Here is an 18,621-nt window from a genome sequence, read left to right as displayed (position 1 = left end):
GAAATAATTATTACTGATACAAATAAGTTACATGAAAATACGTTAATATAGCTGTTTAATTACGCAATTTATGAGTAAACTTACCACAAGTGCTAAGGATTTTAAACGCGATATATCATGAAGGAATGTCTGAAACTACCAATAAGTTAAATTATGCAAACTGAAAAATTCGACAATTTAGTAATACTTCTATTGATCAGTTTTACCTTTATTATCATTGGTGCGCATCATTTCGCATTAAACAAAACAATCACATTTGATAGCCAGTCAAATATCAGAGCCTATGCTGTTACGGATACGGCAAATGGCGGTTCTTCTAAAGCCAAATTACATACAAAAGGTGACAGCTATTTATTAGATTGTCATATTGTGAAATCAGATTACCCTTGGCCATTTTGTGAAGTAACGTTTGCTGTCGGCGTAAATGAAAAAAATGAACTCGACACCCCCTTAGACTTATCACCATATACCAGCGCGCACATATTCGCTAAATATATTAGTGATAATAAGGCCAGTTTTCGTTTTCAATTACGTACATATAACGAACGTTATTCATCACCTACAGATGACTCAACGTGGAAATACAATGGCATCGAATATTGGCCAGAGAAAAACACTTATCCCGTTGAAATTCCGTTAGATGCGATGCAAGTAGCAACCTGGTGGTTATTGGAACAAGAAATCCCTATTGCATACGCAAGTCCTGAATTTGATCAGGTACTTATACTCGAACTTGCCACAGGAAACCACATGAAACCTGGGCATTACCAAATTGAAATTGAGCGTATTGAGTTTTCAGGTAAGGTCTTTACTAACAAGCAAGTGTTCACCTTTATCATTGCTATGTGGGTTTTTGCCGCAATTATTGGCTTGGTCATGAACTTGTATCGCTCCAAAGAAAAATTAATATTGCTTGAAAAACGAGCGCATGAATTAAAGCAATTAAATAGATTATTAAATGTTAAGTCTCAAGAATTGAAAGATCAGGTAGAGCGCGATCCATTAACGGGCGCACTCAACCGAAAAGGTATTGAGCACGTTTTTACAAATGAAATTAAAACACTGTCATTGATGTTTATCGATATCGATCACTTTAAACCACTAAATGATCGATACGGACATAATATTGGCGACATTATTCTTAAAGATTTTGTAAAGCTGATTAGCGAAAACTGCCGCTCTACAGACTTTCTCGCACGCTGGGGTGGAGAGGAGTTTCTTTTAATTTGTCCCAATACAAAATTATTAGAAGCAAATGAACTAGCGGAAGATTTAAGACAACTCATTGCGCAACATCATTTTGTTCAAGACATTAAAATTACCGCAAGTTTTGGGCTTGCTCAAAAAGAAAACGAATCGGTTTCTGCCCTCATTGAAAGAGCAGACGTTGCATTGTACGCAGCAAAAGCACAAGGTAGAAATAAGGTTGTCATCTCTAACAACGTGGATCTATTCTAAGCGACAATCACGGATAGTGAACTTGAAACGCTATGATTGTAGATTTGAAAACAAGCTTAAAATTTCACCACCTAGCTTTTTCATACATTTGAATGTTACCGATGACTCTGAGCAATAAGTACAAGTCATATTTTATGTGACTGACTTTGTTCACTATACCAACTGTTATCAGTGCCAACTCTCAATTTTTATAAGTAAATGTACAGTACGAGAATAAGATAATGAAAAAGCCGGCATATCGCCGGCTTTTTTTATGAACAGAATAGTTTAGCTTTGCACGGTATCAGTACTAAGCTCCCCATCTATAGCGCCTGTATGTTGTACTTTTTTACGACGAAATACTCCCTTTAAGTCTTCGAATATTACATACAACGTAGGTATTAATATTAATGTTACAACAGTCGCGAATAAAACACCGAATGATAATGACACCGCCATTGGTATTACAATTTTTGCTTGCATACTCGTTTCGAAGAACACAATAGGCACCAAACCAATAAAGGTTGTAATCGACGTTAACATAATCGCTCTAAAACGTTTAGTACCGGCAAATACAACCGCTTGTTTTAATGGAATTCCTTGTTTACGTGAATTATTGACATAATCAACCATTACCAAGGAGTCATTCACTACTACACCGGCAGCTGCAATAATTCCGAACAATGAGAGCGCATTAAGATCCATTCCCAACATCAAGTGGCCAAACGTAGCTCCAATGACACCAAATGGTATGACAATCATAATCATTAACGGTTGTGAATATGACTTCAATGGAATTGCTAGCAATGAATAAACCACTAATAATGAAATAACAAACCCTTTAAGCTGCTCAAAGAAACTGTCCATTTCTTCTTGAATTCTCCCCGATAGTTCAGAATTCAACTGTGGATATTTGCGTTTTAACTGTGGTATGAAATTTTCACGAATATCATTAGCCACTTTAAATGGCTCAACCTGCTCAGCATCAACACTTGCCCAAACATTAATTGTGCGATTGCCATTTTCGCGTCTGATGCTGGTGACACCTTGTTTTACTGAAATGTCAGCAACTTCTGATAAAGGTAACTCAGCTCCATTGGGCGCTTGTATCATGACATTATCAACTTGACCAACTGAATTTCGCTCTTCAAGTGGATATCGCACCATCACTTTAATTTCTTCGGTGTCTCGTAAGATTCGTTGTGCTTCTAAACCATAAAAGCTATAACTCACTTGCGAAGCAATATCTTGTAAACTAAGCCCCATACTGTGAGCAAGTGGCTTCAATGTAAATTGAACCTCTTTTGCACTAGTTTGGCGGCTATCATTAACATCACCAACACCCTTAAGTGAATTTAGTTTTGCTTTTAACTCTTCAGCAGCTGCAAGTAATTGTTCATCGCTATGGCTTTCCAAACGGAAACTAATATCACCGTCTTCTCGACCACTACCAAAGAGATTATCGTCTATTGAAAAAGACTTAACACCAGGCATTGTAGGTATAGCTGCCCGCCATTTTTCTGCCAATTCAAACGTATCCATGGCTCTTAGTTCAGGCTCTACGAGCTTCACCGTAATTTCACCACGTGTTCGACCATTTAGCCTTACGTTCATATCCGCAATCATACCATTACCATGATTTGATATGATTTGTTGATCAACACTCGTTAATATATCTTCAATACGTAATAGCGTGTTTAATGTTGCCTTTTCTGAAGAATCAACATTCATCTCGACGGTAACGCGTGGGAAATCGTGAGGTATTTTAGGCTGTCCAATAAAACGAACAAAACCACCTGAAAATAACCCTGCACTAAGTAGAATAATAGCAATAAAAACGGTAAGTACGGCATATCTGTAACTTAGAAACTTTTCTAATGCTGGGCGGTAAACATTTTCTACAAACGCAGATAGCTTAGAGTCAATCCAACGACGTGCTCTATCAATTGGGTTTTTCGGGTTAAACTTCTTCACCTTCATATTAGCTAAGTGAGCCGGCAAAATTAACTTCGATTCAATGAGTGAAAATATCAAACAAAAGATAACAACAAAACCGATAGACTTATTAAAGGCTGACGACGGACCATCACCTAAGACAAAAGGCACAAATACAGCAATTGTTGTTAAAACACCAAAGGTTGCTGGCATTGCTACACGTTTAACACCACGAATTACATTTTCAGTGGTATGCCCTTTTTCTTCCATTTCAGTATGGGCGCTTTCCCCCATAACAATGGCGTCATCCACCACTATCCCTAAAACGAGTATAAACGCAAATAAACTGGTAATATTAATCGTAACATTCACAAATTCCATCGGCATTACAAGAATCGTACCTAGGAAGCAAACAGGTAAGCCCATCATGACCCAAAAAGCTAGACGCATTCTTAAAAATAAAGCCAACATAAGAAAAACAAGGATCGCACCACTAAACATGTTCTCTAACATCATGTCTAAGCGGCCCTGCAAATAATACGTTAAATCAACCCAAGGTTGCAGTTTTACGCCTTCAGGCAATTGAGCTTGCTTTTGTTCTACATAACGATGAATCACTTTGGCAACGTTGGTAATACTTTGATTATCAGCAGCACCAATAAAGAATGTCGCGGAATTCATCCCATTAAACTTAGAGTATTGAATACCTTCTTGAAAGCCATCATTAATGGTCGCGATATCACCTAGCAACACCTTAGTACCATCAGACAGAGTTAATACCGGGATACGTTCGAACTCATGACCTCTATATGCTTGGTTTTCAACGCGCAAATTAATGTAACCATTTTCAGCACGAATTTGCCCAGCAGACATATTACGCGATTGACCGCGAACAGCACGAGCAACATCAGTAAAACTTAAGCCATACTCTCGCAACTTATCCTTACTGACCTCTATTGAGATTTCATACCCTAAGCCACCATAAAATTCTGAAATATTAATATTAGGAAGTTGTTGTATTTCATCGTGAATTTTGCGTCCAAGCTCTTTCAATTCGGCATTTGATAAATCGCCATAAAGCGCCATATATAAAACTTCTTGTCGAAATTTAATACGCTCAACCGTAGGGCGTTCCATACCATCAGGAAAACTTGGAATAGAGTCGATTGCAGACTTTACTTCTTCGAGTACTACTTGAGGATCGTAGCTTTCATCAATACGAAAATAGCCGCGTGAAAAGTTACGATTAGAGTATGTAATAACACGCTCTAACCCTTGAACAGTCTCTAGTGCTTCCTCAATTTTTATCGTTATGCCTTCTTCCACTTCTTGAGGTGCGGCGCCTGGATAAGGTGCACTAAACTCAATCCAGTTAATTTTAACTTGTGGAAACATTTGTTTGTTAATGGTTAACGCGGTCATCAAACCACCAATAATGATAAACACCATTAACAAGTTGGCAGCTACGCTATTACGTGTAAACCACGCAATTATACCTTTATTTGTATCATCCATAGTCTAATCCTTTACGCTAGCAATTTGCGTATCTGTATTAGTTTCGGTATCAGGTGTTACAGCGTCATCACTTGTAGGTAGCGCTAATTGCATACCATCTACTGGATAATCTAGGGCAGATACGATGACACGGTCCCCTGTTTTTAACCCGTTGGAAATAATAACATTCGCGCCATCTTCACTGACAATTTCTACGTTAACAAATTGCAATTTCGACTCTTCATCTAAAATAGCAATACGATCTTTGTTAATTAAATGACGAGGTACTGACGCAGCTAAAGCTAATTCTTTACCTAACACTGTTGCGTTTACATAAGATCCAAATCGTAATGGTGTATTTTCTGTTTCAGCATGTAGGCCATAAGGATCAGATACTTCGGCCACTAAATAACTCATGCGACTTTTATCATCGACAACACCTTCACTACGTGCAATATTCGCTTGCCATACATGATTCTGCCCAGCAAAGTCGCCTGATAGGTTCACCTGAGCAGCATGCCCTTGCTTTACTAGAAACTGTAATTGGTTATCTGCAACAGGTAAGCGTATTTGCGCTGTTTCAGTCCCTAACATTTTACCAATTTTACTGCCCGTAGAGACAAAAGTACCCAAGCCAATATGGCGAGATTCAATCATGGCATCAAAAGGTGCTCTTAAATAAGTACGTTCTAGATTACGCTCAGCGCGCAATACACTCGCCTGAGCTGCTTTTACTCGAGCTTGTTCCTGCTTTAATTGAGGTTTACGAAGGCTAAGTTCTGTCGGCGAAGCATTTGTAATTCGCTTCCACTCTTCCTTGGCAACTTTACCGCGAGCAAGTTCTTCTTCAAGGGATGCAGTTGCAGATGCAAGGCTGGCCTGTGCATCAATCAAAGCCGCTTTATAATCACTTGGATCAATACGCGCTAGCACTTGTCCTTTCTTAACAAAACTACCACGTAAAAACGTATCTGATAACTCAACTATTTGGCCACTGACTTGTGCAACAAGCTCTATTTCATACTTAGGAGTAACAACGCCATAAGAGTCTACAGTCAATGTAAGTGGTGCTACGGTAATTTCTTCAACCGCAACAATTGGAGTATTATCAACTTTAGGCTTTTCTTCTGGCGGCTTTTTCATGCTAGATAAAGCTATAAAGATAACAGCCCCTATGACCAAGATGACAATCGGTAGGATTATTTGTTTTTTTCGAGTCACCGCGATTTCCTCATAAAATTATGTTCAGGTGTAACTTTTTATGTCATTGCGCCTATGATAGCGAAATACAAAAAAGAACGACTACAAAAGTTGTAAATGCTTGTTACAAGGATCACGCCGTTTTTTTAAATTTTTGTACTTAAGCGACAAAAAATATTTTTTATCAATAAAAACAAAAAGATATAAAATTTATGTTGTGTTAAATATCAGCAATAAAAAAGAGCCCTTAAAGGGCTCTTTTACTAAAGTGGTTAAATTAACCAATAATTAAACTTTTATAAATATTTTTCGACAATATAACCAATAAAGTACAAGCCATTGAAGTAGTAACATACCTCCAAAAAGGATCACATCTTGCCAACCTGCTGGGGCCACTTGTATTAAACCACCAAATAGACTGGTACTCGTATACTTCCAACTAATTAAGCTTGAGCCTAAATAAACAATGATAGAGTTAGTACCAATAACAGCAAAAAACTTCGCCCAGCCTGTTAATCCAATGACATCGATTAATAAATAAAACAGCGTTAATAATAATACGCTGTACCCAGCAGTAACGAGTACAAATGAACTTGTCCATAAGGTTTTATTAATTGGAAAAACCATGCCCCATAAATAACCTGCGGCTAACAAAGATACCCCAACAATCAGTAGCGTAACTATTAGTTTCTTGGGCGACTGCATTTCCTTAACCATGAAGCGACCGACGAAAACACCAATAAGCGCGTTGGCGATAGAGGTAACATTTGACAATAGCCCTTCAGGATCTAAAGGTAAATTTCGATAGGTAGTGCCAGGAAGTAAATGTTGATCAAACCATACGTTAATAGCGCCCTCAGCGGTAAAGTTACCACCACCAAAGCCACCTAAGGTTACAAATTGTAACAATAACCAATAGCCAATAAGTATGCCAATAGCGGCTATCCATTGTGTTCGTTCGCTGACATACCAAACTAACAATGCAGCCACAAACCAAGAAATACCAATGCGCCCTAACACACTTGCAAAGCGAATATCGTCAATAGTAGCAGGGATACCTCGTCCCCAAGCATGATTATATATAACACCAAATAACACCAACAGCGCCAGCCTCTTAATACCATGACGTAAGATAGCTTTTGCTTTCTCAGGCGGATAACTCGCTAATGGTTTTGCTCCAATGCCTAAGCTTACACCGGACAAGAATATAAATAATGGGAAAATTAGATCGTATGCAGTAAATCCATGCCAAACCGAATGCTCCATTTGCTCTGCCCAAAAATGAAAAAATGACCATCCAGTAATAATAAAAAAGGCAGCAAAAAGCTTTTCACCGCCTAAAATCCAAAACATATCGAAGCCACGTAAAGCGTCTATCGACAATAACCGTTTTTTCTTAGGTGCTAATTCACCTGCTATTTGCTGACTCATAAAAGCCCCATATCAATATAAAACATCAGAAAAAGACAACGCTGTCATTTGTTAAGTAGGCATTGTAGAACAGCTACTTAAAAGTTAAAACCACTATTCAGGCCATTTATTTAATATTTAACAGTATTTGCCTTAAGGAGTTCTCGCATGCAATAACAATATTACGTCAATCAATATGAAACTAACCCTTGTTATCCAGTAAAAATCTCTTACCATGTAATAATCTACTTTATAAGGTTTATACATGATTGATAAAATTAGCGCGTTTTTAACATCACTCAAACAGGGCAGCGAGGAATCTATAGAAGAGTCCATCACAATAGAACTTGCTTGCACGGTATTACTCTGTGAAGTTATGAGAGCTGATGGCTTGATCAATAATCAAGAAAGACAACACTTATCACAACTGGTGTCCCAGAAATTTTTATGTAACAGCAATACTGCTGATGCATTGATTGAAGAAGCCATTGAATTATGTGAACAGGCAAACGATTTTCACCGCTTTACGTCTATCGTTAATCGTCACTACCAACCAGAAGAAAAAATAAAAATTATTGCGTTGTTATGGCAACTTGCGTTGGCTGACGATCATTTAGCAGCTATTGAGGAACACACCATAAGACGTATTGCCGACTTACTTCATTTACGTCACAGTGAATATATTACTGCGAAATCTTCAGTTATCGCCAAACCATAAATTGAGGAATAGCTACATGCAACATTTATATGAGTAATCCTCATATGCTGAGTACTTAATTAACTCTGCCTCTATATTCAACAAAACCTAAAAAACGCTAGAGTTGCATAGCGATCACGTTTTAATCACCAGCTTGTATGATTACTTGCACCAGAAATTTCAGGCAATTGGTCTTCAAGACAAATATTTCAACAAAAATACACATCAAAGATCAACACACCTTCGTGAGTCAGGTATAATAACAATGTTTTATCATTCGCTTAATGCAGGTATTTATGGCTTCACTTGGTCAGTTTAATCAATTAACAATTATAGAAAGAACAGATAAAGGCTTATTATTAGATGGGCAAGCGTTTGGAGAAATATTTTTACCAAACAAACAGATTCCCACACTAACAGCATCACAAAAAGCTATTAGCGTCTTTTTATATCGTGACATAAATGACCATGTTTCAGCGACCACCAAGAAACCATTCGCTAAGGCCGGTGAGTTTGCCTATCTACGGGTTAAAGAAACCAATAAACTGGGAGCCTTTTTAGACTGGGGATTACCAAAAGACCTACTCGTTCCTTTTAATTTGCAATACCGAAAAATGGAACAAGGAAAGTCTTATCTTGTTTATGTATTTATCGATGAACATTCAGGTAGGTTAGTTGCTTCGAGTAAGCTCGATAAATTTTTAGATATTTGGCCCGCAGACTACGCACAGTGGCAACAAGTCGACATTGTAATAGGTGGCAAAACAGATTTAGGTTTTAAAGCAATTATCAACCATAAACACTGGGGATTGCTTTATCAAAATGAAATATTTCAACCCTTGCGTGTCGGTCAAAAACTCAGTGCTTACATTAAAAATATTCGTGAAGATGGCCGCTTAGATTTAAGTCTATCTCGAGCAGGAAAAGGTAAAGTGGCAGATTTTAATTCAACTCTACTTACCTACTTAAATGAGCATAATGGCTTTTGTCCGTTGCACGATAAAAGTGCGCCCGCAGACATTTCTAAAACGTTTGGCGTCAGCAAAAAGACCTATAAAGCTGCTGTTGGAAACCTTCTTAAACAAGGTAAAATTTCACTCTCTGAACGCGGTATACAGTTAGTTTAAAACAGTAAGCCTCTACACGAGGCTTACTTAACAAAGTTAATTAAAAACTTCCTCTTATACCTAACTCAACGCCACGACCAGGCAAAGGTGCAACATTTTTCAAGAACGATGTGTGTACCCGTGCTTCTTCATCCGTAAGGTTATTTCCTTTCAAGAAGACAACAAGATCATTGCCAACACCTTCCAAGTAATAATTAACATGCGCATCAATCAAAGTGTAACCATCAGTTTTTTCTTCATATTGAGAAACATCATCTTGATCAAAATAATGATTAACTGATAACTGCGCACTGTAATCTTGTGCGACATAATCAAATGTTGCACCGACTCGCATTGGCGGAATACGCGGTAAGTTACCGCCATTTTTTAATTTAGCACGTGTGTAGTCCGCATACATATTTGAGCGCAGGTTCGACGTCCATTGGTAAATAAGTTCAGCTTCAACACCATACATGTCGACATCACGTTGCTGATAAACATAAACAGGTAATCCTTCTTCAGAGAACTCGTCATGATGATCTTCTTCACCTTCATGATCTTCCTCTTCACCATGTTCATGATGCGTTTCAACAAATAGCCCTGTATTCGTTTGATAAAAATAGTCATCAATTTGATTGTAAAATGCACCAAGCACAAAACCAAAGTCACCTTCAAATTTTCGCCATGTTAAATCGATGTTCGTCGCTGTTTCTAACTCGATATTGTCTTGTTCAATATGGAAATGGTCATCATGCAGTAAATAAACGGCACCTTTTTCAAAGGTATTTGTTCCAATATGTGGACCATTTGAAAACAGTTCGGCAGCTGAAGGCGCTCGTTGTGAATAGGCTAAAGACAACCCTAAGTTATATCCAGGTTGATAGTCCCATACGAACCCTGCTGATAAACTAACTGGCGTGAATTCTTGCGCTTTTAATTCATCTTCATCATGATAGTGCTCGTCGTCGTGTTCATCATGTTCGTCATCATGTGTTTCAGCATTATTTGCGGTAACTTCTACACGCTCAACTCGAGCACCTAATTGTACAAGTATATCGTCAAAATGACGTTCCTCTAACCAAGCAAGTGCAACAGACGTTGTTTCAGATGGCGGCGTAAAGGCTTCTTCACCAATCGCTTCAAAATCATTTGTTTTGTAATGAATCGTCCAAGCACCTTTCCAGCCGAGTGTTTCATTATGAAAAATATCGAAGCGAGCTTCTAACATTTCATTGTTAAACACTGTACCGACTTGATCACCTTCAATTTCTTTATGCTGATAATCGGTGTAAGACAGTTTGCTGGCAACCTTATTGATAAATCCTTGCTCAAAATTCAATTCACTTAAAAACTGTAAACGTTCTTGTGTTAAATCGCCCCAAACATCTTCTTCATGTTCTTCATGTTCGTCATGTTCGTCATGTTCGTCATGTTCGTCATGTTCGTCATGTTCGTCACCATGATTATGACCTGGAATGCCATATTCTCTGTTACTTTTACCGTAAGAGAAGCCGATAAAACCTTGATCTAAAATAAAACTGGTTCCGACAGTAAATCCAGACGATTTAGAAGCACTATTAGCGAGTTCACCTTTTTCGCCTGTATGTTCCTCGTGCTCTTCGTCATGTTCTTCATGTTCATGATCATCGTGCTGTACTTCCGCATATCCAGGTATCTTATAATTATCGCCGTCACGCCAAAAGCCATCAAAATGAAAAGCCATATTGCCTGCAGATGTATTGCCCATAAGACTTACTTCGTCTTCTGATGCAACCGTATTATGTTTTGCTAAATAATTAAATTCGTTATCTAGTGTTTTCGGTACTCTATTATCAACAACATTAACAACACCACCAATAGCACCACTACCGTAAAATAACGTCGCAGGACCTCTTAACACTTCAATTTGTTGGGCTGTTGCAGATTCAGTCGATACAACGTGATCTGGCCCTATACGTGATGCATCTCCTACATCTAATCCATTTTGAGTAATTAATACCCTTGGTCCATCTAAGCCACGAATAATAGGGCTGCTAGAAACAGGACCAAAATATGTAGAATGCACACCCACTTCATTCTTTAACGTTTCACCAAGTGTTGATGCCTGCTTTGTTCTGAGTTCATCACTAGCAATTACATTAACGGGAAGCGCTGATTCAATGGTCGATGAATGCAATGGCGTCGCATGCACATCAACGACCTCCATAACGCTTGGCATAAGTACAAAATTAACCGAGGTACGATTATCACTGGTAATCACTAGTTTTCGGTTTTGATGTGCAAAGTTTTTAGCACTTACATGTAATTCGATTTTCGAAGCATCAACACCAGTAAATGTAAATCGGCCATATTCATCAGTAAGCAATACTTTTTTACTGTTTACGATTGCCACCTTGGCATAAGGAATTGGCTCTCCTTTGGTATTTTCTACAACACCTGATATCTGTTGGGCAGCGAAAACAATTGTTGACGCAGACGACATTGTTAGTAGCGTCAAAACGGGTAAATATTTCATAGTATTCCTGTACAAATTTATCAATAAAATTAAATCGTCAGCAAACAAAAGACGGCATCAAAAAATAGGATGCAAGTTTGCTTAAGATCAATTAAAACGAACTAAAAAGGTAATGTTTATAGTGTAAGAGAATGCTTAAATTACAGGAGGTGCACGTTGGGATGGTTGTTGATAATTATCTCTAACAACGGAGACAACACGGGCATTAATTTTGTGTGCTGTAAATTGACCAATATTGGTTTTAACAAGTGTAACAGGGCGATAAACAGGATCAGCCTTTTGCTGACATAACTTACAATCAAGTTGTTCATACACTTGAATATCGGCTGAACCCTCGTGACTATGCGCAGCAAAAGACAGCAGCATGACTAACGCCATAACAGCGCTAATTGCTACTTGCTTAGTACGATTATTAAAACACGAGTTTAAATTCATGGAAGTGATAATATAACATTACACAGTAGGCAGCAATCATTAGGTACAAAAAAAGCGCCTATTTCGGCGCTTTTTAATAAAATCCTAATTGTTACTGCGTACCGCCGATAGTCATGTTGTCTACTTTTAACGTCGGCTGACCAACGCCAACAGGTACGCTTTGTCCATCTTTACCACAGACACCAATACCCGGATCTAACGCTAGATCATTACCAACCATACTGACTTTTTTCATCGCTTCAGGACCACTACCGATTAAGGTAGCTCCTTTAATCGGCGATGTAATTTTACCATCTTCTATTAAATATGCCTCTGAACTGGTAAATACAAACTTTCCTGATGTTATATCCACTTGACCGCCAGCAAAATGTGGCGCATATATGCCCTTTTTGACCGACTTGATGATATCTTCAGGTGAATGCTCACCAGCAAGCATGTAAGTATTTGTCATTCGAGGCATCGGCAAATGCGCGTATGACTCTCTTCGGCCATTACCAGTTGCCTTAACTCCCATCAATGACGCGTTATGCTTGTCTTGCATATAACCTTTTAATACACCTTTCTCAATCAATACGTTGTATTGACCTGGCACACCTTCATCATCAATCGTTAACGAGCCGCGACGGTTTGCTAACGTACCATCATCAACGATCGTACAATGCTCAGAAGTTACTTGCTGACCTACTTTGCCTGAAAAAGCTGAAGAACCCTTACGGTTGAAATCACCTTCTAAACCATGTCCAACAGCCTCATGAAGTAACACACCAGGCCAACCAGAACCGAGCACTACAGGTAGCGAGCCTGCCGGTGATTCAATCGCCACTAAATTAACTAGCGCCTGTCTAACCGCTTCTTCTGCGTAGTGAAGATACCTTGCTTTGTTATCTTCAACCTCAAAGAAATAGCTATAATCGGTACGACCACCGCCACCTGCACTGCCGCGTTCACGTTTACCGTCGCCTTCTACAAGTACTGAGCAATTTAGCCTGACTAACGGTCTAATATCAGTAGCGTAGGTACCATCATTAGCCGCGACTAATACTTTTTCATAAACGCCAGTTAAACTAACAATAACCTGCTTTACACGTTCATCTTGTTGTCTTGCATGCGCTTCAACTTCATGAAGTAATATGATTTTTTTCTCTTGAGATAAACTACTTAATGGATCTACTTGAGTATAAATTTGCTGTACAGCATGTTGGGTAAAGACTTTAACTTTACCTGAGTGTCCTGCACTTGCGATACCTTTGGCGGCTGTTGCGGCTTTTTCTAATGATTGTGCAGAAATATCATCAGAATAAGAGAAACCGGTTTTTTCACCCGATATCGCTCTAACCCCTACACCACGTTCGATATTATAGGAGCCTTCTTTAACGACACCATCTTCTAATAACCAAGATTCGTGAGCACTAGATTGAAAGTACAGATCAGCAAGATCAACATTGTGTTGGCTAATCCCAGATAATATATCGGTTAAAAAACCTTGATCTAACTGACCTTTACCAAGTAGATCTTTTTCGACTTCATTCATTGTTGATTAACTTCGTTGTAAATTTATTATGTGTTGCCACAGGTATTGCCGTTCTAACCTGAGTAACTCTTGATGGTTCAAATTGTGCTGAAACATAACCTAGCCCATCAGGAAGTTGTGTAACTACCTCTCCCCAAGGGTCGACAATCAAACTATGCCCATATGTTTCCCTACCATTACTATGTGTACCTACCTGTCCTGCTGCAACAATGTAAACTTGATTTTCTATTGCGCGAGCTTTTAGCAAGGCTAGCCAATGGGCTTTTCCTGTAACACGGGTAAAGGCACTTGGTAACGTAATCACTTGGGCACCTTGTTTACACAGTTCCCTAAACAATTCAGGGAAACGGAGATCATAACAGATCGCAAGTCCAACCGTAACATCTGCCAATGAAACTGTTACAACCTTATTGCCAGGTTGCGTATATCTTGATTCAAGGTATTGTTTTTCATTATCTTCAACCTCAACATCAAATAAATGTAATTTATCGTACTCAGCAACTTTTAAGCCTGTTTTATCGAAAACACAGCAGGTATTAGTAAACTTATCCGTTTGCTGACGATAAATCGGAATACTACCTGCAACGAGTGATACAGCATAGTTTTTAGCTAAACGTGACAACGCCTTACTTAATCTATCACTTTGACATGTTTCTTTTGCCAACGCTAATTGTTCAGCGTCTTTGCCACCGAAAAATAAACAGCACTCTGGCAAAACAATAATGTGCTCGCAAGATTCATTTATTGCAGTGATCTCTTTGAGTTGCTGTTCTATGACTGCTAAATTTTCATCAACATTTGGCGTTGATGTTAATTGAATTGCAGAGAGTTTAACCATTAGGCCTTTCCATTTGATCTTTCTTTAAGGGCTCTATCAATCCTGTCTCCGGGTTTAACACCCCTTGTATCTCTTGTTCCGATTTTTGCTCTGGTAAATGTTCCACTATTTGCGGTGGCGTATCTTGGCCAACACTTATATGTTTAGTTTTCTTATCTATTTGTTGAAAGTTAGGTGCTGAAATATCTCCCGTCAATGCAAACTGATATTCAACGGGCACTTGTGATGTAATCACACCATCAATTGCAACGCCCGCCAAGAACGTCACGGGGTTCAACGTGGCAATCCAAGCTATCGCAGGGAGACTTGACGTCACATTGGGTTGATAAGACATACGATAGTCGAGAGTTTGTTGCTGTAAATCTGTATTACCTTTAACGCTTAAATCACCTGCAGCACCTTTCATAAAGGTATTTTTCGTATAAACAATGCCATCTTTAATGTGATAATCACCTTTGATTTCACTATAAAACATACCATCAGCAAAAATATCACGAAAATCAAAGCGTAACTTACGCACCAACGACTGCAAACTTAAGATGGAGAACGCTCTTGCTTGATCCGGCACTTCCTTTAACACTCCTTCATCGAGCTTAGCCTTAACATCACCATTTAAGTTTGCGAGGGTAAAGTCGTGCGGCCCACCAAACCAATTAAGTGAAAATGTCGTACTTAACCCACTGTCTGCCACAGTAGAGGAAAGACCAAGCCGTTCAAACTCTCGTTCAATATCTTTTGTCTTATAACTGCCTGAAATATTGGTTGTCGACTGTTCATCGTCAATTTGCCAAATAGCATCTAAAGTCAGTTGGTTGCTTTGTCGTTTAGCGACAAAATTCTTAAGCGCTAGACTATGTTCATCAATGCGGTTGAGTAAAAAATCTACGCTACCAAAAGATAAATTCGCATACTGGCAGTCACCACAGGAAAAGCGAATCGGTGGCATAGACGAAAACAACTGTTGATTGAATTCACTATCTATTTGCTTGATCGTTTGTTCATTATTAGTGGCCTTTTGTTGCTCATCAGCATTAGAGTCAATTAAGGTTTTATTAGCGGCGATTCTCAAATAATCTGCATTCACCTCAATCCCTTGCGTTAACCAATCAGGAAAGAATTTTACTTCGCCCCTAGCTTCTTTACTCGTTAACGACAGCAACCACCAACTGGTTTGATCGGCTAAATCAAATGATACCCCTGAAAGTGTTTCACCATATAAATCAATGTGGCTAATGTCACCTCGAATAATATCTGGCGAAGGTAAAAGGCTTGGCGATGTGTTTGCAGTTAGCTCGTCATTCGGCGGAAGACTTGCAAGTAAATCACTTATAAATGGCTGCCATTGCGCAAAATTTGCCGTTTCTAAGGCAGAAGTAACGTGAAAACCCTTTTTAGGTAAAGACATTGGCGCTGAGCCAAGAATCAAATGCGACTGCAAAAAGCTTGTGCTTTCATGATCTAATCGGCCATAAAAGGCGAGCTGCTCGCCAATTACAACATCAACAGTTGAATGCGTCAGGTCGCCATTAGCGAGCACTTTACTCATCACTACATCGCTTGCCTGTTTACGATAAGGTTCAGGTAAAGAAAGTGCTGTTTTTTCCAATGTAGAATCAATGTTTAAATGATAATTAAATGCGCCATCATCAAAATTATTTAAAACGAGGTGCCCTTGCCAGCCCAATTCACCGTTTGCATAATGTTTCAACGGTTCAGGTATTTGTGCGATCCAAGTTTCATGCGGCCATAACGCTTTAATTTGAATATTAGTTTCATAATGTAATGGGTTTTGCTTACCGCTAACATTTAAGGTTAATGGCATACCACGCCAACTGAGTGACAAATTACTCGCTTCAATTACTTCATTTTCAAACGTCAATTGTCCATTGAGCTTACTTAGTAGCATTTCTGGAGCTTTAAGTGAAACATCATTGTTGTTAAAAGTAATTTTACCGTTGGCAACCGCAGCATCAACGTTATTAAGTGGTAATGATAACGCAAACGCCGCCCCCACATTTTGCTTCACATTTAATTGTTCAAGTACCGCACCAACACTCTGATCAAGTGGACTAGTGAGCATCAAATTTGTGACCAAGGCAGGATCTGCACTTGCTAGTTTTGCCTCTATGTTAAGTACTTGTTCATGCGTAAGGTCAGCGAACTCTGCCGTTACGCCTGCTACAGACAAACCATTTAATGTGCCGGATCTACCTGTTATTAACATTTCATTATTAGTAAAATTCAAATTGGCGGAAAAGTGTTGAATAGCAGGCCAATTTTCATTGAAGATAAAACTGGCATCTTCTAGTTCTGCATTAACATTAAATACGCCTTCATTGTGTTCAAAAGGAAACTTCGATAATGGCCCGTTAAATAGAATGCTCGCCTGTGAAACCTTGCCTTTTTTTAACGCTTTATTTAAATAATTAACCAAGTCCTCACCCATTAATTGGTGAGGGTACAAAGCAGGTGCATCAACTACGTTTAACTCTCTAGCATATGCATAAAGTGCCATTTCCGTTGCTTGTTCAGGTGAATATGTTAAACCAAGTTCAGCATTCAACTTTATTTTATCTGATGTAAAAACAATATCGGGTGACGTTATTTGCCAACTATCCTGTACTTGCCTTACTACCACATTCGCAGCTAACTTCTCAAAAGAAATTGGCGTATTAAAATGTTGTGCAAAATCAAGCCGACCGGCCTTTCCAATGATCCTTAACTTGGCTAGATCATTATGCAAGACAAGCTCTCCTGCAAGGTTAGAAATAGCTGGGATTCCGTCACTATAATCTGATTCAAACTCCGAGAAGTTCGCTGTGGCTTTGATATTATTATCTTCGTTTTCAAACTTAATTTGTGAAAATTGACCACGTGGGTTAACACTATCTAATAAACTTTTAAAAGATTCATGTTCAATGAAAAGTGGCAATAAATCACTGATTCCAGCAATATCAACCTGAGAAATAAAACCTGAGGTAAGAATATCATCATGACTGATATCTAAATAAAACGGCTGCCACTGCTGTTCATCAGTGCGAACGCTGATCTCACTTGAGTAAATATGCACTGGCATTGATTGCCCAATGTTATCAACAACAATTTGTCCTTGGTCAACATTAAGCGTTTTAATGTTATTTTCATGCTGCCACGCAATTTGATTTTCACCCAGTACGACTTGAAGTTGTTTAGCTTGCCCTTTGGTAATTGTTAACCATGCATCAAAGTTTATTGACGAATGGGTATTTTCATCTTCAACCGCAAAAACTCTGTCTAACCAAGGGGTGATATTGAGCTGATTCGCATTCAGGTATAACTTACCTTCCATATCGTCAAGCTGATCGCCATGAATCGCCATGTTAAATTGCAAGGTGTTTGACGTTAAACCGTCTAGCACCACGTTACCTTTCGCTTTATGGTTTTTACCTCGGTTTTCCCAATAAAGTTCATTCACAAGAAAGGTCTTTTCACCCTTTTGATCACGGTAAATTATCTGACTATCTTTAATCGAAAATCGATTAATTTGTTTAAGAAAAAGTTCTGATACATTTTGTACCATGGCGTCGTTATTAGCAGCGTTGTTTGCAAACGCCTGCTGATCAAACAGCACTTTTACACCTTGTAAAGACAAGTCTTTAGTGACAATATTGCGCTGTTGAATACTGCGCCAGAAGTCGAGATTAACATCAAACGCTTCAATGAAAATAACAGCGCCATCTGTTTTCAGTACACTGACATTTTCCGCCACTAAACTAGGGCCAGAACTTAGCCACCCCATGTTTAGATTACCAATAACAATATCACTACCATAAGCGCTGTTGATATAATCTTGGAAGTGCTGGCTATAGTTATGAGCATAAGGTAGGAACAAACGCAACGCGCTAATTAGCACAGCAAATACCACTAATAAAATAGCGAGTATTTTATATGCTCGGTTTAACCAGCGATTGGAAACCTTTGACACTGTCATAACTAAATTAGCTCTTCACCTGACTATTTAATACCTGTTCCCTACCAATCCTT

The 18,621-nt window shown here is 38.7% G+C and carries 11 protein-coding genes; 3 read left to right on the top strand and 8 right to left on the bottom strand.

What is annotated here, in order from left to right; genetic code table 11:
- The first annotated feature begins 153 nt into the window (after positions 1-153).
- The gene (locus QUE09_RS02950; protein WP_286234715.1) at positions 154-1,458 is read left to right on the top strand and encodes a GGDEF domain-containing protein; all 1,305 of its coding nucleotides are present in this window, start codon (positions 154-156) and stop codon (positions 1,456-1,458) included.
- 267 nt (positions 1,459-1,725) lie between these two features.
- Here QUE09_RS02950 and QUE09_RS02945 read toward each other — a convergent pair whose 3' ends face one another.
- The 3 genes from QUE09_RS02945 to nagX form a co-directional block, all read right to left on the bottom strand.
- Complete coding sequence (locus tag QUE09_RS02945; protein WP_286234714.1) at positions 1,726-4,887, bottom strand: efflux RND transporter permease subunit; 3,162 nt, start codon at positions 4,885-4,887, stop codon at positions 1,726-1,728.
- A 3-nt stretch (positions 4,888-4,890) separates the two neighbouring features.
- Positions 4,891-6,087: an efflux RND transporter periplasmic adaptor subunit gene (locus QUE09_RS02940; RefSeq protein WP_286234713.1), complete on the bottom strand. Its 1,197-nt coding sequence runs from the start codon at positions 6,085-6,087 to the stop codon at positions 4,891-4,893.
- Positions 6,088-6,354: 267 nt separating this feature from the next.
- The gene (nagX, locus tag QUE09_RS02935; RefSeq protein WP_286234712.1) at positions 6,355-7,497 is read right to left on the bottom strand and encodes a transmembrane glucosamine N-acetyltransferase NagX; all 1,143 of its coding nucleotides are present in this window, start codon (positions 7,495-7,497) and stop codon (positions 6,355-6,357) included.
- A 244-nt stretch (positions 7,498-7,741) separates the two neighbouring features.
- Between nagX and QUE09_RS02930 the strand changes: the two genes are divergently transcribed.
- Complete coding sequence (locus QUE09_RS02930; RefSeq protein WP_286234711.1) at positions 7,742-8,194, top strand: tellurite resistance TerB family protein; 453 nt, start codon at positions 7,742-7,744, stop codon at positions 8,192-8,194.
- Between the two features lie 275 nt (positions 8,195-8,469).
- Positions 8,470-9,300, top strand: coding sequence for a CvfB family protein (locus QUE09_RS02925; RefSeq protein WP_286234710.1), 831 nt, complete (start codon positions 8,470-8,472; stop codon positions 9,298-9,300).
- 40 nt (positions 9,301-9,340) lie between these two features.
- On the opposite strand, the gene QUE09_RS02920 is transcribed toward QUE09_RS02925, so the two are convergent.
- The 5 genes from QUE09_RS02920 to QUE09_RS02900 form a co-directional block, all read right to left on the bottom strand.
- Positions 9,341-11,794 carry a TonB-dependent receptor gene (locus QUE09_RS02920; RefSeq protein WP_286234708.1) on the bottom strand — a complete coding sequence of 818 codons (2,454 nt, stop codon included), beginning with the start codon at positions 11,792-11,794 and terminating at the stop codon, positions 9,341-9,343.
- Between the two features lie 135 nt (positions 11,795-11,929).
- The gene (locus QUE09_RS02915; protein ID WP_286234707.1) at positions 11,930-12,229 is read right to left on the bottom strand and encodes a hypothetical protein; all 300 of its coding nucleotides are present in this window, start codon (positions 12,227-12,229) and stop codon (positions 11,930-11,932) included.
- A gap of 91 nt (positions 12,230-12,320) precedes the next feature.
- A complete protein-coding gene (tldD, locus tag QUE09_RS02910; RefSeq protein ID WP_286234706.1) occupies positions 12,321-13,760 on the bottom strand; it encodes a metalloprotease TldD in 1,440 nt (479 codons plus the stop codon).
- Positions 13,753-14,598, bottom strand: coding sequence for a carbon-nitrogen hydrolase family protein (locus tag QUE09_RS02905; RefSeq protein ID WP_286234705.1), 846 nt, complete (start codon positions 14,596-14,598; stop codon positions 13,753-13,755). The genes tldD and QUE09_RS02905 overlap by 8 nt, the downstream gene beginning before the upstream one ends.
- The gene (locus tag QUE09_RS02900) at positions 14,591-18,568 is read right to left on the bottom strand and encodes a YhdP family protein (protein WP_286234704.1); all 3,978 of its coding nucleotides are present in this window, start codon (positions 18,566-18,568) and stop codon (positions 14,591-14,593) included. Before QUE09_RS02900 ends, QUE09_RS02905 begins: the two co-directional genes overlap by 8 nt.
- Positions 18,569-18,621 lie beyond the last annotated feature (53 nt).

Source organism: Thalassotalea sediminis (assembly GCF_030295915.1).
Classification (GTDB): Bacteria; Pseudomonadota; Gammaproteobacteria; order Enterobacterales; family Alteromonadaceae; genus Thalassotalea_C; species Thalassotalea_C sediminis.
Note: the sequence above shows the minus strand (reverse complement) of the source record. Positions and strands in the feature narration are given on the sequence as shown.

Excerpts from the sequence above, each read along its gene's own strand:
- QUE09_RS02950 (WP_286234715.1), top strand. The coding sequence starts at position 154 with ATGCAAACTGAAAAATTCGACAATTTAGTAATACTTCTATTGATCAGT.
- QUE09_RS02945 (WP_286234714.1), bottom strand. The coding sequence starts at position 4,887 with ATGGATGATACAAATAAAGGTATAATTGCGTGGTTTACACGTAATAGC.
- nagX (WP_286234712.1), bottom strand. The coding sequence starts at position 7,497 with ATGAGTCAGCAAATAGCAGGTGAATTAGCACCTAAGAAAAAACGGTTA.
- QUE09_RS02930 (WP_286234711.1), top strand. The coding sequence starts at position 7,742 with ATGATTGATAAAATTAGCGCGTTTTTAACATCACTCAAACAGGGCAGC.
- QUE09_RS02925 (WP_286234710.1), top strand. The coding sequence starts at position 8,470 with ATGGCTTCACTTGGTCAGTTTAATCAATTAACAATTATAGAAAGAACA.
- QUE09_RS02920 (WP_286234708.1), bottom strand. The coding sequence starts at position 11,794 with ATGAAATATTTACCCGTTTTGACGCTACTAACAATGTCGTCTGCGTCA.
- QUE09_RS02915 (WP_286234707.1), bottom strand. The coding sequence starts at position 12,229 with ATGAATTTAAACTCGTGTTTTAATAATCGTACTAAGCAAGTAGCAATT.
- tldD (WP_286234706.1), bottom strand. The coding sequence starts at position 13,760 with ATGAATGAAGTCGAAAAAGATCTACTTGGTAAAGGTCAGTTAGATCAA.
- QUE09_RS02905 (WP_286234705.1), bottom strand. The coding sequence starts at position 14,598 with ATGGTTAAACTCTCTGCAATTCAATTAACATCAACGCCAAATGTTGAT.
- QUE09_RS02900 (WP_286234704.1), bottom strand. The coding sequence starts at position 18,568 with ATGACAGTGTCAAAGGTTTCCAATCGCTGGTTAAACCGAGCATATAAA.